Origin of the sequence: Ruminococcus sp. RTP21359st1_H3_RTP21359_211015, assembly GCF_040909065.1 — a bacterium.
GTDB lineage: Bacteria > Bacillota > Clostridia > Oscillospirales > Ruminococcaceae > Hominimerdicola > Hominimerdicola aceti.
In genome coordinates this window covers 34,892-53,643 of sequence record NZ_JBDGDD010000008.1, presented here as the reverse complement: position 1 = coordinate 53,643, position 18,752 = coordinate 34,892, and the positions used below count along the sequence as shown (strand labels likewise).

Sequence of the window (18,752 nt, the reverse complement as noted above, 5' to 3'; positions counted from 1 at the left end):
AATTATAGGTATAAATCATAAGTAAAAAAATATAAAAATATTTTAACACATAAAAATATTAAGGAGCAATTTATTTTGGTTTATTCCGATCTTATATTTATACTGGGAATGTTCCCGATAATGACCATTATTTCGCTTTTCGACAGAAGCGCAGAATATAAAAACCTCATTCTGATAGTTTGTTCCCTGCTGTTTTTCAGTTGGGGCAGACCTTTTGTGTTCTGTCTTATTTTCCTGTCAGTTATCCTCGATTGGATATTTGGTCTTATTATTTCAAAAAACCGTGAGAACAAAGCCCTTTGCGGGATATTTTTGGCGCTGGATATCATAATGAACGTATCTCTTATGCTAATATTCGGTCAGAATATCCTTTATAATAAGGTAAAAAAGCTCAGTTTTGACGCCGCCATACTTCCACTTGGTATGGGTTATTATATTCTCAGAGGAATTTCTTATGTCTATGACGTTTTCAAGGGCAACTGCAAAGCAGAAAAAAACATTTTCTGCCTTTTGACTTATATGGTGTCACTGCATTTCATGCTTGTGGGACCTCTTGTGAGATACGGTGATATTGAGCCACAGATAAGGCATCGTGAGATCACAGGAGCAAAGCTCAACCAGGGACTTAATAAGATAGTTTTTGGTTTTGGCAAGGTGGTGCTTCTTGCAGGCGTTTTTGAACAGATAAAGCTTGCAGGACTTAACGGCAAAGAGATAACTACCCTTGGCTGTTGGCTTGGTATGCTGTCATTCCTGGCTCAGTATTATTTTCTTTTCACAGGACTTTCGGATATGGCAAAGGGTCTTGGTCTTACAAACGGCTTTGTTTATCCTGACAACTACACCGATATCGAAGCTGACGGACTTTTCACTGGTATGATAAAAAGCTTCAATACAACTGTTGTTGACTTTTTCAGCGAGGTTTTCTGCTGCAAAAAAAACATGAACAAGGTCTTTACTTTTGTGTGCTATATACTTTGCGGTCTGGCTCTTTCTATATGGTATCAGGCAAAGGTGAATTTCATTATCGTCGGACTTTTTGCGGCTGTGCTTTGTATCCTTGAAAAGCTGTTTCTTGAAAGACCGCTTTCAAAGCTGCCTGACCTTGTGAAGTATATTTATCTTTTGATGACAGCTCTCGTTATTTTTGGCGGACTTTATTTTGACAGCTTCTATGGCTACAAAAAATGGCTCTTTGCACTTGCAGGAGTAAATGTGAAATACACCTTGAGCGTGTCTGTAAAAAGTGCAGTGCTGAAAAATATCACCCTTATAGTAATATCGTTCTTTATTGTCTGCCCACCTGCAAAAAGGGCTTTCTGCAAGATTTTTAAAAAGCTTTCACAGAAGTCTCAGGCGGCTTATGGCAGAGTTATGATAACAAAGACCATTATGACAGTGCTTGTTTTTGCAGTGAGCGTTATAACACTTGCGGCGGAATATGCGGCATAAAAAGAGGAAAATACTAATGGATAAGAAAATTACACGATTCAATATCGTTCACGGTGACGATGAATATGAGATACCGGAGGAATGCGAGGCTGCGGAGGAAGCGGCTGAAGAGCTTGCCAAAACTAATCTGGAGGAGCATTACAGCTTTATAAATCTTCTTTCCATAGCGGTCATAATGCTATTTGCCTGCATATTCTTTATTTCAGTTTCAGGAAGCGACATTGTGGAGGACAACAATCTGTCTTTAACATTCAAGACTTTCTTTTCAGGGGATTACACTCAGGCATTGGAGGACTCTTATAATAATAGTATACCTTTTCCTGACGCCATGAAAGCTGTTGAGGAGCGTATCTCTCTTATTTATGGTATCGGCAATAAGGTCACTGACCCTATAAAAGAAACGCCTGACAATACTGATTCTAACCACAACAGCTTCGATCATCCGACTAATAATGACAGTGATGATCCTGACGAAAATGTTATCACCACCACTGCAAAACCGCAGGACGGTGAAGTAACTACCACAAAGAAAAAAGAGGACAAGAAAAAAACAACAACTACCACTGCTATTGATAGACCAGAGGAAACTAAAAGCACCACAACGACTTCAACGGCTTCCACTACCACAAATAATGACAAGCCTTACTATACTGTCACCGAAACTGAGCCTATAGTACAGCCTGGTCCTACTACTACCACGACCACAACAAAGGCAACTGAGACCACAACTCGGCCGACTGAAACTACAGAACCTACCACAGAGCAAACTGAGGGACCGTCAGATGAATAGCAGATTTGATAACCCTTTTCCCTATTCTGATGACAATAAGAGATATCATACCTACAATTATTATCTAAGGCACAAGTTCGGCACTAAGGTTTTCAAGATACCGCTTAATATTGACCTTGGCTGTCCGAACAGAGACGGCACAAAGGGTGTGGGGGGCTGTGTGTTCTGCTCGGCAAAAATGAGCGGAGATTTTGCAGGCGACCCTCATGAGGATATCCTTACTCAGTACAGAGAGATAAGGGAGAAAATGAGCAAGAAGTGGAGCAAGGGTCTGTGCATACCGTATTTTCAGGCAGGCTCAAACACCTATGCTGACGTTGAAACGCTGAGAAAAATGTTTTATACAGCCCTGTCATTTGAAAATACGGCAGGGCTTTCTATCGCAACAAGGGCAGATTGCATCAACGAAGAAAAAGCCGATCTCCTTGGTGAGCTTGCGGAAAAGACTTTTCTTACTGTAGAGCTTGGTTTGCAGACTATACATGACGAAACGGCTTTGAAAATGAACCGCTGTCATACTTTTGCGGATTTTCTCAAAGGCTATGAAATGCTGAGAAAACGCAATGTTAATGTGTGCGCGCATATCATCGACGGGCTTCCCGGTGAGGATAGGGATATGATGCTTGAAACGGCTAAAACTCTCGGTCAGCTCGATATACAAAGCATTAAGATACATCTTCTGCACGTTTTAAAAGGCACTGTGCTTGCGCAGATGTATGAGCGTGGAGAATTTCGGGCTTTGGATATGGACGAGTATGTTAATATCGTATGCGACCAGTTGGAGCTTCTGCCTGCGGAGATAGTAATACAGCGTGTGACAGGTGACGGTGCAAAGGACGACCTTGTTGCACCTTTGTGGAGTTTGAAAAAATTCTGCGTTATGAACGAGATAGACAAGGAAATGGGAAGAAGAAATTCATGGCAGGGAAAGGCTCTGTCGGAGTAAAAAGAGGTAAAAATGAAAGATATATGTGCAGTTTCGACACCACTCGCTGAGGGCGGTATATCAGTCATAAGAATAAGCGGAGAAAACGCCATAAGCATAGGTGCAAAAGTTTTTAAACCGCTGTCATGCAAAAGTGTTGAAAACATGGCAGGCTATACCTGTGCATACGGAAAAATAGTTGACAAAAACGGCAGAGAAGTTGATGACGGCGTTCTGACGGTTTTCCGTGCGCCTAAGTCATACACCGGTGAAAACGTCTGCGAGATATCATGCCATGGCGGAATATATGTTACAAAAAAAGTTCTCAGACTTTGCATTGAACAGGGTGCAGAGCTTGCTCAGAGGGGTGAGTTCACAAAGAGGGCTTTTCTCAACGGAAAGCTTTCACTTACTCAGGCTGAGGGTGTAATGGAAACTATCTCCGCTCAGGGAGAATATGCACTTAATTCCGCAAATCTTACAAAAGAGGGCAGGCTTTTCAGGCTGATTTCTGATATGTCAAGAAAGTTTGTCACAATACTAGGTGAGCTTGCGGCATGGGTGGATTATCCAGAAGAAGACTTGCCTGAGATATCTGAGGATAATCTCAGAGAGAGCCTTAAAAACGCTTTGGCAGGGCTTGATAAAATAATAGCAGATCATGACAGCGGTATGATACTGAAAAACGGTGTTGATACTGTTATTGCAGGCAAGCCGAACGTTGGAAAATCGACACTTATGAATATGCTGTTGGGATATGACCGCTCCATAGTCACAAACGTGGCAGGCACGACACGAGATGTTATCGAAGAAAGTGCAAAGCTTGGCGAGCTTATTTTGAAGCTTTCCGACACTGCAGGTATACATGAAACTGATGATGAAGTTGAAAAAATAGGCGTTGATATTGCAAAGAAAAAGCTTAAAAACGCTATGCTTGTGATAGAAGTTTTCGACATTTCAAGAGAACTTGACGAGGAAGACTTGGAGCTTCTTGAATATGTGAAAAGGCTTGGAAAGAAAGTTATCATAGTTCTCAACAAGTCTGACCTTGAAAATGTTGTTGAAAAGTCGCAGCTTGAAAAATATTCAGACTATGTGATAGAGATTTCTGCGAAGCTTGACGAGGGCAGAGAAGAGCTGCAAAAAGCCACAGAGAAGCTTTTGGGCATTGGCGGATATGACGCTGACAGCACGATTTTTGCAAACGAGCGTCAAATAGCCTGTGCAGAACGTGCAAGGAAATATCTTGCCATGGCTCTTGAAAGCCTTGATATGGGAGAGACTTTGGACGCTGTTACTGTGATGATAGACAATGGCGCAAATGCACTTTTGGAGTTGACAGGAGAAAAAGCTACAGAAGCGGTGGTAGACGAGGTATTTTCAAAATTCTGCGTAGGAAAGTAATTTATATGGTCTTATTTTCAGACAGGTGGTTTTATTATGCAAAAGGAATATTTTGATATTATTGTGGTAGGTGCAGGTCACGCAGGCTGTGAAGCGGCTTTGGCGGCGGCACGCCTTGGATTAAAGACGGCACTTTTTACCATAACACTTGACGGTGTTGCCAATATGCCATGCAACCCCTCTATAGGAGGAACTGCAAAGGGACATCTTGTTCGTGAGATAGACGCTTTGGGCGGAGAAATGGGCAAGGCGGCGGATAAAACTTTTCTGCAAAGCAGGATACTCAACCGTGGAAAAGGTCCTGCCGTTCATAGTCTGAGGGCGCAGATAGACCGTGTTGAATATCACAAGCTTATGAAGAAGACTATCGAAGATACAGACGGACTTTATCTGAAGCAGGCTGAGATAACTGATATTTTATTTGAGGAGGACGGCAAAACTGTCCGTGGTGTGCGTACAAAACTTGGCACTGAGTATGACTGCAAGGCTGTTGTCATCTCAACGGGAACTTACCTCGGCGGCACTGTTCATGTGGGTGCAGTATCATATTCAAGCGGTCCTGACGCAACTTTGCCTGCACTTAGTCTGACAGAGTGTCTTAAAAAGGCAGGCATGACAATAAGACGTTTCAAAACAGGCACTCCTGCCCGTGTACACAAGCGTTCCATAGATTTTGACAAGCTTGAAGTTCAGTGCGGTGACGATGATATAACACCGTTTTCTTTTGATAATCATGAAAAGCTTGAAAATAAAGTCAAGTGCTATGTGGCTTATACAAATGAGGAAACACACAAGGTAATAAGAGATAACATACATCTTTCACCTATATATTCGGGTAGGATACACGCTATTGGCCCAAGATACTGTCCGTCTATCGAGGACAAAATAATGAGATTTTCGGATAAACCAAGGCATCAGCTTTTTATCGAGCCAATGGGTCTTGACACTGACGAATATTATCTGCAAGGTATGTCGTCATCACTGCCTGAGTTCGTTCAGCTTCAATTTTTGCACACTATAAAAGGACTTGAACACGTTGAGATAATGCGAAATGCCTATGCCATAGAATATGATTGCTGCGACCCTACAGAGCTTTCTGCTACGCTGGAGTTCAAGGCTTTTGACGGTCTTTACGGCGCAGGTCAGTTCAACGGCACTTCGGGATATGAAGAAGCCGCCGCACAAGGTCTTATTGCAGGCATAAATGCCGCACTGAAAATTCTCGGCAGAAAACAGCTTATTCTTGACAGAGCGTCCTCATACATAGGCACTCTTATTGACGACCTTGTTACAAAGGGTTGTTCAGACCCTTACAGAATGCTCACATCAAGAAGCGAATACAGACTTCTTCTCAGGCAGGATAACGCTGACATAAGGCTTACACCTATAGGTCATGAGATAGGGCTTATCTCAGACGAAAGATATCAGCATTTGCTTGACAAAAATGAACAGATAGCCGCTGAGATAAAGCGTGTTTCAAAAATAAATATTGCACCAGATCCTGAGATAAATGCCTATCTTGAATCTGTAGGCACTGACCCTCTCAACAACGGCATAAAGCTTGCTCAGCTTATCCGCAGACCACAGGTGTCATATGACGGGCTTGCTCCTTTCGATAAGGAAAGACCTGAGCTTTCAGCAGAGGTAAAAGAGCAGGTAGAGTTGCAGATAAAATATGACGGCTATATAAAGATACAGCTTGAACAGGTGGAGGCTATGCGAAAGCTAGAGAAAAAGGCTTTGCCTACGGATATTGACTATAATGATATAAAAAGTCTTAGACTTGAAGCAATTGAAAAGCTCAATAAAATAAAGCCTGTATCAGTTGGTCAGGCAAGCCGAATCAGCGGAGTAAACCCTGCGGACGTGGATGTGCTTTTGGTATGGCTCTCATCAAAGAATGACCATAGGGAGGAATAGTATGTCAAAGCTTATTTCTAAGGACGATTTTATAAAGCTTTTTGATAATTATGATATAACAATATCTGACAGTGATTATTCACGCTTTGAAGCTTATGCAGATCTGCTTTGTGAATGGAACGAGAAAATAAATCTTACTGCTATCACTGACCCTGAGGGAATTTCAATAAAGCATTTTTTTGACAGCGTTTATCCTTTCACACTTTTCGAGGTAAAAGAAAATGCAACGGTAATAGATGTCGGCACAGGAGCAGGATTTCCGTCCTGTCCACTGAAAATCGTCCGTGACGATATAAAGCTTACACTTCTTGACAGCCTTAACAAGAGGATAAATTTTCTTGCACAGCTTTCAGACAGTCTTGACCTTGGTGCGACCTGCATACACGGCAGAGCAGAAGAACTTGGCAGAAGCATGGAGTGCCGTGAACAATTTGACATTGCCACAGCAAGAGCAGTGGCAAACCTCAGCGACCTATGCGAGTATTGCCTGCCTTTTGTAAAAGTCGGAGGATATTTCGTTGCATTGAAAGGCTCAGGAGGAAATGACGAGCTGAAAGAGGCTAAAAATGCTATTAAGATACTGGGAGGAAAGGTCGAAGAGGTCTTTGACTATGAACTTCCAACAGGTGATGGCAGAACGCTTATCCTCATAAGAAAAGTATCTGAAACGCCTGAAAAATATCCACGCAACAAGGGTCAAATGAAAAAGAAAAAATTATAATACAAACTAAATCAAAATACAAAGCGGTGTCGGAGAACAAATCTCTGCACCGCTTTTGTAGTTTCTTATACAAAGTAAAATCCGTAAAGAGCGACAGCGATTTTGCGGCGGACAAACTGTAGACACAAATGTGTAGGGGCTGGCGCCCTCGACAGCCCGACATCGAAGCGGCTAGACTTGGATTGGTCACCAATGAAAAGAAGCAGACAATGTTATAAATTTTTGCACCGAACATTGTGTAAAAAATACAAATGATATTGAAACCGAAATATCGATAAGCGGGACGTCGGGGGCGCCGTCCCCTACAATAAAAACAAGCAAAATAGCAAAAAAACACGCTGAATTTTTGTTCAGCGTGTTTTCTTATTGTCATTTTTAATTTAGAACTCTATCTTTGAGTAAAGACCTGAATCCTTCATTGTGTCCTCTGGCTTTGGCTTCTTGTAGTCCTTTTCAAAGCTTGTTGTGATGTCAAAACCCTTTGAGCGGCGATTGTTATTGTTTCTTCTTCTGCCGCCGTTCTTCTTGTAGCCGCCTCTGTTGTCATACTTTCTAGGTGTTGTAGAGCTGATTATTACCTTTCTCCATGGCTCTTCACCCTTTGACTGAGATGTTACACCCTCGATCTCTGATACAGCAGCGTGAATGATTCTTCTCTCATATGGATTCATTGGCTCGAGAGCTGATGAACGACCGCTTCTCTTTACGTTGTTTGCTATCTTTCTTGCAAGCTCTTCAAGCTGGGTCTTTCTTCTTGCCCTGAAACCATTGCAATCTGTGGATATTCTGAAATATTCTCTGTCTATCCTGTTGCATACAAGTGATGCAAGATACTGAAGTGAATCGAGGATATCGCCCTTCTTGCCGATAAGCTTCTCGAACTCTTCGCTCTTTATCTCAAAAAGTGCGCCGTTTTCAAGCTTTGTTACCTCGATCTCTGTGTCTTCTATGCCCATTGCCTTTATAACATTGAGTATATATTCCTTTGCACAGTCAGCCTTTTTCTGCAAAGTGTCGCTCCACTCTGCCTCTGCCTTGACTTCTTCCTGAACTTCTGCCTTTTCTTCAACAGCCTCTGTTTTTTCAGTTACAGTTTCTACCTTTGTTTCAGGCTCATATTCAGCTTCTACCTTTGCCTCACCCTTGATCTTTCCGAAAAAGCCCTTTTTAGGCTCTTCAAGAACTGTGAAAGTGATCTTTTCTACTTCTGTTCCAAATTCAACTGCCGCCTTGTTCTTTGCTTCGTCTACAGTTGCGGCTGTAAAGATCTGTTTCATTTTTTTCTGCTCCTCTCGCTAAAAAAGTTTAGTCAACAACAGGTCAATCCTGTGAATCGTCATATTCGTCGCCATATTTCTCAGCCATTCTCTTTCTGGCTTCGTTAAGACGTCTTCTCTGCTCGTCTTTAAGCTCCGTCTTTGTTTTCTTCTTAGGCTCATCGTAATCCTCATCGTCAGAAAGTGACTTTCTGATCTCAGCAGGATCCTTACCAGCCTGTATCATCTGAGCCTCAGCCATTTTCTCCATAAGAGTAGGCTTGCCCTTCTTTTTCTGCTTTGCTATATCCTTCTGAACAAGCTCTGCAACGTGTTCAGGTGTGTAGATCTTATTGAGTACGATAGTCTGTCCAAGTGCAAACAGTGAAGAATAGCACCAGTAAAGACCAAGACCTGCCGGATAGCTGAAACCGATCCACAGTGAGAAGATAGGCATACCATAAAGCATTATCTTCATTCCCATTCCGCCCATATTAGCGGCGTCAGGATTGTTCTTCTTTGCAAAATGCTGTGAAACGAATGTCACTATAAGCTGCAAAAGTGCTGATACAATAGGGATAATGCAGGAAAGATCCTTCATTGTTGGTATCTTTCCAAGGAAAAGTCCGAAAATGCTGTAGTTGAAATCTTCAGCCGCAGCCTTTACGCTTGTTGGAAGCACATCTGCATACTGTCCGCCCTCTTTTTCAGTGAAAACGAAAGTCATAAGCTCAGGTCTTGACTGAATGAGGTTTGTGGAGAAATAATTCTCGTTAAGAATAAAAGTATCTATATCATTATGAGCCTTAATAGCATCCATAACGTTAGATATCTTGTTGTCATTAGAAAGTGCCTTTGCAGACTTTGGATACTTGTCCTTGTCTGTAAAAAGCTTTTCAAGCTTATCATAAGCTTCGTCCTCAGTAGCACCGTCTTTCTCAAACTTTTCAATAAGCTTTTCTATTGTAGTATCCTTGCTTTTTACCTCAGCACTGACAACATAAAGATTTGATATCATGTTGTTTGAGTCTGTAAGCTCCTCTTTATCTGCGTTTGAAACGTAGGTAAGAGGTCCGTAAATAACAGGGATAAGAGCAAACAGAATGACCATTGTGATGACCATTGGCAAACAGCTTGCCATAGGGTTTACGCCCGCCTTGGCGTAAAGGTTCATCTGCTCTTCCTGCATCTTCTGCTGGTTTTTAGCGTATTTCTTCTTTATCTTTTCAAGCTCAGGCTGAAGCATGGTCATTCTTGCCATGCTCTTCTGCTGCTTGACGTTAAGCGGAAATACTATAAGTCTTGTAAGGATAGTGAAAAGCAGCAGTGCTATTCCGTAGTTCTTGCATACAAAATAGCAGCCTTTCATTATCCAGCCCAAAGGGGTCGCAATAATACCCATTTAATATCCTCCAGATCAATTATTTGTCATATTGATAACCTATATATCTGATTAAGCTCTCAGGCTTATTTTTTTCTGATTTTAAAATACTCAGTGGTAAGCTTGTCAGGAACATAGTCAACCCCTCCCAGACTCCACGGGTTGCACCTAAGCAATCTCCATACAGTGAGCAGCGTGCCTTTAAAAAAGCCGTGCTTTCTGTAAGCCTCCAGCGCATATGCCGAACAGCTTGGATAATACTTGCACCTTGGTCCGAAAAGAGGACTTATAAATCGCTGATAAAACCTTATCAGCAGCTGAGCCAGTTTACTCATTTTACTTTCTCTTTGCCCTGCCTGACCTGTTATTCTTTGGAACAGGCTTATTCATCTCTTTTATGAGTCTTTTTTTTATAAATCTTTCAATATCCTGAGTTTTCTTTTCCCCTATATCGTTTCTTCCCACAAAAACTATATCATAGCCCAGCGGAAATTCCGCCTCGTTAAGTCTGTAGGCGGCTCTTACTATTCTCTTAATTCTGTTTCTTGTTACCGCGCAGCCCTGCTTTTTGCCTGCTGTTATGCCAAGCCTGTTATACGGGCTGCCGTTGGGATAAAAATATGCTGCTACAAAACTGTCTGCACAAAATCTTCCCTTTTTATAGCACCTTAAAAATGCCTTGTTATCCTTTAAAACCGTTGTGAACAGCATCTTCATTTCCCCATTGTGTACTGTTTTTACTCTTTTCGCCTTTTCACGGCAATTTTGCCAAAAAAAAGATAAAGACCCAATACCATGCAAATCAATGAATGGTATATAGGTCATCTGAGGCAGCGTCCAACGACGCTTAAATACAACTGCCTAGGGACATCGATTCAGGCGTAACTAACCGCCTGAATAATGCCTGTCAGACTTATCATCAGAAACTGCCTGTATCTCTTAGTAGCTGAGTCTAGCTCTGCCCTTTGCTCTTCTTCTTGCGAGTACCTTTCTGCCGTTAGCAGTAGACATTCTCTTCATGAAGCCGTGAACTTTCTTTCTCTGAAGCTTTTTAGGCTGATATGTTCTTTTCATCGAATTCTCCTCCTTCCGCTTTCAACACTCCGTCATTTTATACAAAAAACGTCCTCGGAGATGTTTAAACTTATAGGGTCACAGCAAATTACAATATCGCTATGAAAAAAGCCCTTGTAATTTAATATTATAGCTCATTCACACACCATTTGTCAAGCCTGTTCATAATATTTTTATATTTTTTTTGATATTATTTTTCTTTACTTTGAGGGGCTTACTGTCCGAAAAACCTGCCGCTTACGTCCTCATTTTTTATGAGCATACAATATATTGTGTGCCAAATATAAATTTTATCTGTATTAAGTGTTTTTTCTTATCTTTGAAAAGCATACTTTTTATTCTTATTTCTTTCCTTATATATAATATATAGGACTTGAAATTTTAAGTCAAGTGTGCTATAATAGTATAGAATTGATTAATTATGCCTGTTTATATTTTTTTTAAAACTCTGACCTGCCGTCTGTTTGACAGGGGTCACGGCGGACAGCGGAAACACCGCACAGGCAGAGCTATTTTCTAGGAGGTTATGGAGAAACAATGGATTCCTTTAATGACGTATTTCAGGAGGTCCTGAAATATTGCCGAAACTGCAAAAGTATCAGCGAGCCGGGATATAACAAATGGATAAAGATACTTGAACCGATGAAGCTTGAAAACAATGTGGCTTATTTGCTCACTGATTCTGATTTTTCAAGAGATATCACTATGAACGCCTATGAGAATCTTTTAAAAGAAGCTTTTCTCAACACTTTGGGCTTTGAGGTAGATATAAAAATACTTGTTAAAGACAAAGAAGAAGTTAATGAAACTGAGGAAAAGGATATAGAAGTCAAGGTGGCTGACTTTTCTGATGAAGAAAACAACAATCTTACCTTTGATAACTTTATCAAAGGTAAATCGAATGATCTTGCCTATGCTTTCAGCACGGCTGTCGCACATAAGTATGACGAGGATCAGAAAACACCGTCTAACACAAATACTATATTCAACCCTCTCATCATATACGGTGATTCGGGACTTGGAAAAACTCACCTTATGAAAGCTATCGAGCATGAAGTAAAGAAAAATCACCCTGAGCTAAAAATTATTTACACCACAGGTGAATCCTTTATAAACCAGCTCGTTAAAGCTATCGAGTCAAAGGAAACTAATAAATTTCATGATAAATACAGAAATGCCGACTATCTTATGGTAGACGATATACAGACCATTGCAGGCAAGGAGCGTATGCAGGAGGAATTTTTCCATACCTTCAATGATCTTTACAATGCGGGCAAGCAGATAGTTCTCACATCGGATATTGCACCGTCAAAGATATCGAAGCTTCAAAACAGGATACTTACCAGATTTTCACTTGGCGTTCAGGTAGACGTTACACCGCCTGATTTTGAAACAAGAATGGCTATCGTAAAGAAAAAGGCTGATATGCTGGACTTACAGCTTTCTGACAATGTCGTAAGGATAATAGCAGAGAAGATAAAGACGAACATACGTCAGCTTGAGGGAACTGTAAACAAAATAAAGGCTCTTACCATTTATACGAATGAAAGCCCGTCCATATCTATGGCTCAGAGGATAATTAAGGAAATAATCATTGAAAATCACCCTGCTGAGATAACGGTTGACAGGATACTTCAGGAGGTAGCAGCGGCATTTGACGTTACTGCTGACGACATAAAGTCAACAAACAGACGTGCAAACGTATCCCTTGCAAGAAAAATAGCGATCTATCTCTTCAAGGACGTAAAGGGCATGACCTTTATACAGATAGGAAATGAGCTTAACAAAAATCATTCAACTATGACCATACACTATCAGGACGTTGTTAAAAATCTTAAAGAGAATAAACAGCTAAAAGATACCGTTGACGACATAATCAAAAACCTCAAGGACAATTAAACGGACTATTTCAACATTTTCAACATAGTTTTCAACAATTTTGTTGAATATCCGGACTTGGATATATAAAGCTTTGCGGAATGTTTTTCAAAACTTTGCACAATGAAGTTTAAACCATGGTGTTATAAAATAAAACACCGATTTTCAGGTTTCAACATTTTTTGCGATAATAATAAACATTCAACAAACATTTTTTCAACTTTTCAAACACAAAAAAAGTTTTTGAAAACACAGTTGAAGTGATGTTAAAATAAACTTGAAAAGCAAAACAAGTCTGCAAAAGGCTTTGAATGACTTTTCAACCATTTCAACACACTCTACTACTAATACTAATTTAATATTGATTTATTTATATATTATCAGAGCAAAAAATATAAATTTGAGAAATTCATATGTTGAAAAAACAAAAGTCAGATAAATGTAATTTTTTAGAAAGGAAATTGCTATGAAAATTCTGTGTAATAATGCTTCACTTTGCGGAGCAGTAACAAATGTTTCAAAAGCAGTGTCAGAACGTACTGCACTTAAATCTCTTGAGGGAATAAAATTCAAGCTTGAAAACTCAATGCTGGAGCTTACCGGCTATGACCTTGAGATAGGTATAAAAACTGTTATACCAGTAAAGAGCGACGATTCGGGAGAATTTATACTTAATGCAAGACTTTTTGCTGAAATGATAAGGAAAATGCCTTCTGAAGAGATCCTGATAGAGGTTTCTGAAAATTTTCAGGTAACGATCTCAGGAGGAGTTACCACATTCAATATCCCTGCAACATCAGCAGAGGAATATCCTGCACTACCTAAGAAAGAGGAAGAAAACAAGATAACTATCTCTCAGCCTGTTCTTAAGGATATGATAAATCAGACAAAGTTTGCCGTGGCTGTTACAGACCTTAAGCCTGTTCTTAAGGGCGAGCTTTTTGAGATCGAAAACGGTACTCTTACTCTTGTTGCCCTTGACGGATATAGACTTGCTGTGAGATATGAGCCTATAAAGTATGACGGAAGTCTTAAATTCGTCGTGCCTGCAAAAACTCTCTCTGAGATAGCAGCACTTCTGGGAGATAATGACGAAGAAACAGCCTCCGTTTATCTCTCAAAAAATCATGTTGTGTTTGAATTAAACGGCTATCTTGTTTATTCAAGACTTATCGAGGGCGAGTTCCACCCTTATAAGTCAGCTATACCAACTACTTGCACAACTGAGGTCATTGTTGACAGGAAAGAGCTTATTGCCGCTCTTGAAAGAAGTTTGATACTTATAAGTGACAGAACACCGTCACCTGCAAGATGCTATTTTGAAAATAATTCTATAAAAATAAACTGCTCAACAAGCGTTGGAAAGATAACAGACGAGATAAAGGCTGATATAGCAGGTCCTGTTATCGAGATAGGCTTCAAGTGCAAATATCTTCTTGACCCTCTGAAGGTCATAAAGGAAGATAAGGTCAAATTGCAGATGAGCGGAAGTCTGCTGCCTATGAAGATAGTTCCGTGTGAGGGCGACGCTTATACTTACCTCGTTCTCCCTGTAAGACTAGCAAAGGAATAAGAATATGAAATATCAACAGATAGATGTAAATATAAAATCAGAGTTTATAAAGCTCGATTCTCTGCTTAAATATGCAGGCGTTGTGGAAACAGGCGGCATTGGCAAGGAGATAATCCTCGAGGAGAGAATCAAAGTAAATGGTGAGGTCTGCACAATGAGGGGAAAGAAGATCCGCCCCGGGGATAAGGTGCAGATAGACGAGATAGCTACAGAGATAGTGGTAAAATAAAATGGTGATAACCAAAATTTCCGCAGACGGATTTAAAAATCTCAAAAAAGTCAAGATATATCCTCATGAGAAAATGAATATTTTCTGCGGAAAGAATGCTCAGGGCAAAACAAATCTTATAGAAGCTATATGGCTTTGCAGCGGAGTGAGGTCTTTTCGCAACACAAAAGACAGAGAAATGATAGATATAAACGGACAGTTCATGAATATCGACATTTCATTTAAAAACAGCTTCCGCAGTCAGGATATACATTTTGCAATGGCAAGACCTAATGTGAGAGAAAAAAACGTCACCTTGAATGGCGTAAAGCTGAAAACTCCCTCAAAGCTTTTCGGAAGCCTTGATTGTGTTATCTTCACTCCTGAGGATCTGGAGCTTTCAAAAGGCTCTCCCGAAAACAGACGGCAGTTTCTTGACCTTTCAGTGTCACAGATAAAAAATTCCTACAGCTCTGTTATCTCAAAATATGATGATCTTATAGAGCAGAGAAATATATTGTTAAAAAATATCTGTTACGGCAGATCAAAAAGAGAAGAGCTTGAAGTGTGGGATATCCAACTTGCTCAGCTTGGGGCTTATATCTCGCTTTTAAGATATAATTATACCAAAAAGCTCGATATGTTCGCAAAAAAGCTTTATGAGGATATATCAGAGGGCAGAGAAAGGTTGGAGCTTGAATATTATTCCACTGTGTATTCAAATCTGGAGGGCAGAAAAGATTATGCAGGAGAAATGGCTGAAGAGTATCTAAGCTGTCTGCAAAATAATCTTGATGACGATATAAGAGCAGGATTTACACAGAAAGGCGTTCACAGAGACGATCTTGCGGGAAAAATAAACGGACTGGCAGTTAGACAGTTCGCTTCTCAGGGACAGCACCGCTCTCTTGCTCTTATTTTGAAGCTTTCGCAGGCTTATATACTTGCCGAGGAGATAGACGACAGCCCGTGTATACTTCTCGATGATGTTTTGAGCGAGCTTGACCTCTCAAGGCAGAAGTTCGTTATCTCGAAAATACACGATATGCAGGTCTTTATAACCTGCTGTGACAGGAATATCCCCTTTGACGAGAAAAGCCATGGAAAGATATTCAATATAGAAAACGGAATGATAGTTCAGGAGAATAAGTGATGTTTCTGCATTTAGGAAATAACTATTTAGTCAATACTAAAGATATCATAGGGATCTTCGATATAGAGAATACCTCTGTTTCTGCCAACACAAAGGAATTTCTTAATTTTGCGGCAAAAAACAGACGTGTTGTGAACTGCACATATGAAATGCCTAAAAGCTTTGTGGTGTGCCTTGATAAAGACTTTACGGAAACTGTGTATATAAGTCAGATGAGCTGTGCCACACTTTTGAAAAGAAGCAAAAGAATGCCTGAATGATGAATCAAAGATATAAGATTATAAGATAAAAAACAAGTGATGAGGGGGTTATTTTTTGGAAAATAACAACGAGATCGAGATCCAGAACACCGAGGAAATATCCATGGTGGATAAGCAAAATGATTATAATGAAAATCAGATACAGGTGCTGGAGGGTCTTGAGGCGGTAAGAAAAAGACCTGGTATGTATATCGGATCAACAGGTCCAAAGGGACTTCACCACCTTGTCTACGAGATAGTTGACAACGCTATCGATGAGGCATTGGCAGGATATTGCACTGAGATAGAAGTAGAGATACTTCCCGGGGACATTATCAGAGTTACCGATAACGGACGTGGTATCCCTACAGGTATACACCCAAAGGAGAAAATATCTGCTGCAACGGTAGTTTATACCATTCTCCACGCAGGCGGAAAGTTCGGCGGCGGCGGATATAAGGTAGCAGGCGGACTTCACGGCGTTGGTGCGTCTGTAGTAAACGCCCTCTCGGAATATCTTGAGCTTACAGTTTATGACGGAAAACATATTCATTTTCAGAGGTTTGACAGAGGTAATTATTCAGAGCCGCTGAAAATAATCGGCAATACTGATAAAACAGGTACTTCCGTTCTCTTTAAGCCTGACCCTGAGATATTTCAGGAAACAACAGTGTTTGACTATGAAACACTGCTGAAAAGACTTAGAGAACAGGCATTCCTTAATGCCGGCATAAAGATAATATTCACTGATAAGAGAAATGAATCAGAGCCTGTGGGCGAAACTCTCCATTATGAGGGCGGTATAAGACAGTTTGTGGAGCATATCCACAAAACAAGAGGCGTTACACCTCTTTCTGAGGAAGTTATCTATGTCAACGGCATGGAGGGCGATACTTTTGCCGAGATAGCTTTGCAGTATAACGATACTTATAATGACCTTATACTTTCATTTGCTAATAATATCCATACTCCTGACGGCGGTACTCATGAAACAGGCTTCAAAAATGCTCTTACAAAGGTAATAAATAACTACGGTAAGAAGTTCGGCTATCTTAAAGACGACGATAAGCTTCTTGGCGACGATGTAAGAGAGGGTCTGACGGCTATAGTATCCGTTAAGCTCACAAACTGTGAGTTTGAGGGACAGACAAAGGGCAGACTTGGAAATCCTGAGGTAAGACCTTTCGTTGACAAGATAGTTACCGAAAAGCTTATGAACTACTTTGAGGAAAATCCTACTGTAGCAAAGGCTATTTTTGATAAGTCCGTTCAGGCTCAGAAGGCAAGAGAGGCGGCAAAGAAAGCAAGAGAGCTTACAAGAAGAAAATCTGCTCTTGAATCATCTTCACTGCCTGGCAAGCTTGCAGATTGCTCAGAGAGAGATGCTTCACTCACCGAGATCTATATCGTCGAGGGAGATTCTGCGGGCGGTTCTGCAAAGGAAGGCAGAGATAGAAAATATCAGGCTATACTTCCTTTGTGGGGAAAAATGCTCAACGTAGAAAAAGCTAGGATAGATAAGGTATACGGCAATGAAAAGCTTATGCCTGTTGTTACCGCATTGGGAACATCAATAGGCGAAGACTTTGATATATCAAAGCTCCGTTACGGCAAAGTTATAATCATGGCCGATGCCGATGTGGACGGTTCTCATATCAGAACGCTTCTGCTTACATTCTTCTTTAGATTTATGCGTCCTCTTATCGAGGAGGGTCATATCTATCTTGCTCAGCCACCGCTTTTCAAGGTTGCAAGGGGCAAGCAGGTCAGATATGCTTTCTCAGACGCAGAGAGAGATCAGTATATTTCTGAGCTTTCGGGTGAAAACAATCTGAAAGTAAACGTTCAGAGATACAAAGGTCTTGGTGAGATGGACCCTGAACAGCTTTGGGAAACAACCATGGATCCTGAAAGAAGAACTATGATAAAGGTGACAATGGAGGACGCTGTTAAGGCGGACGAGATATTCACTATTCTTATGGGCGATAAGGTCGCACCGAGAAAAGAATTTATAGAGAAAAATGCAGAGTATGTAAAGGATCTTGACGTTTAAAGAAAGGATACTGCTTTGGATAACAACGAAAATAAAAATCAGGAAACAGAGCTTGAAGAGGTAAAGACAGAGGAAGCTGTTGATAATGCTGATGATGTGGAAGAAGCACAGATAGAAAAAGGGCCTGTTTTGAGCTTTGAGTATGATGTGAAAAACGAGGAAGAGGAAAGAGCTTTTTTAGCCTTTCAGAAGAAATTCGTTTATGCGCATAACTGGAAGATAACAGCGGCTTTCGGCGTTGTTGCGGTGCTTTTTATAGTGTCCATAGTGAGAAACCCTTCGGGATATCTTAACTGGGTGCTGGCGTTCATATGCCTTGCAATAATCGTTCTCACATGGTATAACACCAGAAGAATAAGAAAATATCTTATGCAGGCACTTAAACCTCTTGAGGACGATAAATATGTTTTCACCCTCTATGACGACAGTTTCAAAATAGAAACGCTGCCGACAGAGGAGGAAAAGCAGGAGGAGGACTTTACTCCTGTTCCACCGAGGATAGTTGGTTTTGAGGATATCTCACTGAACGTTTTGGAAAATGACGAGATGTTTATTATAATACTCAAAAAAGAAACTATTTATGTGCTTGCAAAAAGAGTTATGAACGAGCAGCAGCAGAAAACACTGAGAAAAACTTTTTCAGAGCTGCTTGATAGCGATTATGAAATGATAGATAATAAATAAGAACAGGATATGTTCTTTTCAAAGTAAACCGAAAGGTTAAA

At 40.5% G+C, this 18,752-nt stretch carries 18 protein-coding genes; 13 read left to right on the top strand and 5 right to left on the bottom strand.

The features are described from left to right. The first annotated feature begins 75 nt into the window (after positions 1–75). The 6 genes from AB5Z01_RS04845 to rsmG are packed head-to-tail and all read left to right on the top strand — an operon-like array spanning position 76 to position 7,212. Positions 76–1,452, top strand: coding sequence for an acyltransferase (locus AB5Z01_RS04845; protein ID WP_368365354.1), 1,377 nt, complete (start codon positions 76–78; stop codon positions 1,450–1,452). A 16-nt stretch (positions 1,453–1,468) separates the two neighbouring features. Beyond that, complete coding sequence (locus tag AB5Z01_RS04840) at positions 1,469–2,242, top strand: hypothetical protein (protein WP_038672784.1); 774 nt, start codon at positions 1,469–1,471, stop codon at positions 2,240–2,242. After that, positions 2,235–3,188 (top strand): TIGR01212 family radical SAM protein, encoded by a 954-nt coding sequence (locus AB5Z01_RS04835; protein ID WP_117892107.1) that lies wholly within the window; start codon positions 2,235–2,237, stop codon positions 3,186–3,188. Before AB5Z01_RS04840 ends, AB5Z01_RS04835 begins: the two co-directional genes overlap by 8 nt. Positions 3,189–3,200: 12 nt before the next feature. After that, on the top strand, positions 3,201–4,571 hold the full coding sequence (gene mnmE, locus AB5Z01_RS04830) for a tRNA uridine-5-carboxymethylaminomethyl(34) synthesis GTPase MnmE (protein ID WP_118163742.1): 1,371 nt from the start codon (positions 3,201–3,203) through the stop codon (positions 4,569–4,571). Between the two features lie 36 nt (positions 4,572–4,607). Further along, positions 4,608–6,491, top strand: coding sequence for a tRNA uridine-5-carboxymethylaminomethyl(34) synthesis enzyme MnmG (gene mnmG, locus AB5Z01_RS04825; protein ID WP_181983812.1), 1,884 nt, complete (start codon positions 4,608–4,610; stop codon positions 6,489–6,491). A 1-nt stretch (position 6,492) separates the two neighbouring features. Beyond that, on the top strand, positions 6,493–7,212 hold the full coding sequence (gene rsmG, locus AB5Z01_RS04820) for a 16S rRNA (guanine(527)-N(7))-methyltransferase RsmG (protein ID WP_117857002.1): 720 nt from the start codon (positions 6,493–6,495) through the stop codon (positions 7,210–7,212). A gap of 380 nt (positions 7,213–7,592) precedes the next feature. On the opposite strand, the gene jag is transcribed toward rsmG, so the two are convergent. The 5 genes from jag to rpmH all read right to left on the bottom strand — a co-directional run bounded on the left by jag (position 7,593) and on the right by rpmH (position 10,923). Then, positions 7,593–8,489 (bottom strand): RNA-binding cell elongation regulator Jag/EloR, encoded by an 897-nt coding sequence (gene jag, locus AB5Z01_RS04815; RefSeq protein ID WP_117863649.1) that lies wholly within the window; start codon positions 8,487–8,489, stop codon positions 7,593–7,595. Between the two features lie 43 nt (positions 8,490–8,532). Continuing rightward, positions 8,533–9,870, bottom strand: coding sequence for a YidC/Oxa1 family membrane protein insertase (locus AB5Z01_RS04810; protein ID WP_022287184.1), 1,338 nt, complete (start codon positions 9,868–9,870; stop codon positions 8,533–8,535). A 65-nt stretch (positions 9,871–9,935) separates the two neighbouring features. Then, on the bottom strand, positions 9,936–10,184 hold the full coding sequence (gene yidD, locus AB5Z01_RS04805; RefSeq protein WP_022287185.1) for a membrane protein insertion efficiency factor YidD: 249 nt from the start codon (positions 10,182–10,184) through the stop codon (positions 9,936–9,938). 1 nt (position 10,185) lies between these two features. Further along, on the bottom strand, positions 10,186–10,560 hold the full coding sequence (gene rnpA / locus AB5Z01_RS04800; protein ID WP_038672794.1) for a ribonuclease P protein component: 375 nt from the start codon (positions 10,558–10,560) through the stop codon (positions 10,186–10,188). A gap of 228 nt (positions 10,561–10,788) precedes the next feature. Next, positions 10,789–10,923, bottom strand: a complete 135-nt coding sequence (gene rpmH / locus AB5Z01_RS04795) for a 50S ribosomal protein L34 (RefSeq protein WP_022287187.1) — start codon at positions 10,921–10,923, stop codon at positions 10,789–10,791. 537 nt (positions 10,924–11,460) lie between these two features. On the opposite strand from rpmH, the gene dnaA reads away from it, so the two are divergent. The 7 genes from dnaA to AB5Z01_RS04760 all read left to right on the top strand — a co-directional run bounded on the left by dnaA (position 11,461) and on the right by AB5Z01_RS04760 (position 18,711). Next, positions 11,461–12,822 (top strand): chromosomal replication initiator protein DnaA, encoded by a 1,362-nt coding sequence (gene dnaA, locus AB5Z01_RS04790; RefSeq protein WP_022287188.1) that lies wholly within the window; start codon positions 11,461–11,463, stop codon positions 12,820–12,822. A gap of 445 nt (positions 12,823–13,267) precedes the next feature. Next, the gene (gene dnaN, locus AB5Z01_RS04785; protein WP_256319766.1) at positions 13,268–14,374 is read left to right on the top strand and encodes a DNA polymerase III subunit beta; all 1,107 of its coding nucleotides are present in this window, start codon (positions 13,268–13,270) and stop codon (positions 14,372–14,374) included. Between the two features lie 4 nt (positions 14,375–14,378). Beyond that, a complete protein-coding gene (locus AB5Z01_RS04780) occupies positions 14,379–14,603 on the top strand; it encodes an RNA-binding S4 domain-containing protein (protein ID WP_022287190.1) in 225 nt (74 codons plus the stop codon). Between the two features lies 1 nt (position 14,604). Further along, a complete protein-coding gene (gene recF / locus AB5Z01_RS04775) occupies positions 14,605–15,735 on the top strand; it encodes a DNA replication/repair protein RecF (protein WP_287214250.1) in 1,131 nt (376 codons plus the stop codon). After that, positions 15,735–15,995 (top strand): extracellular matrix regulator RemB, encoded by a 261-nt coding sequence (remB, locus tag AB5Z01_RS04770; RefSeq protein WP_022287192.1) that lies wholly within the window; start codon positions 15,735–15,737, stop codon positions 15,993–15,995. Before recF ends, remB begins: the two co-directional genes overlap by 1 nt. 103 nt (positions 15,996–16,098) lie before the next feature. Further along, complete coding sequence (gyrB, locus tag AB5Z01_RS04765) at positions 16,099–18,027, top strand: DNA topoisomerase (ATP-hydrolyzing) subunit B (RefSeq protein WP_287214341.1); 1,929 nt, start codon at positions 16,099–16,101, stop codon at positions 18,025–18,027. Between the two features lie 15 nt (positions 18,028–18,042). Beyond that, entirely contained in the window at positions 18,043–18,711 is a 669-nt protein-coding gene (locus tag AB5Z01_RS04760; RefSeq protein ID WP_287214248.1) for a hypothetical protein, read from the top strand. Positions 18,712–18,752: the final 41 nt, after the last annotated feature.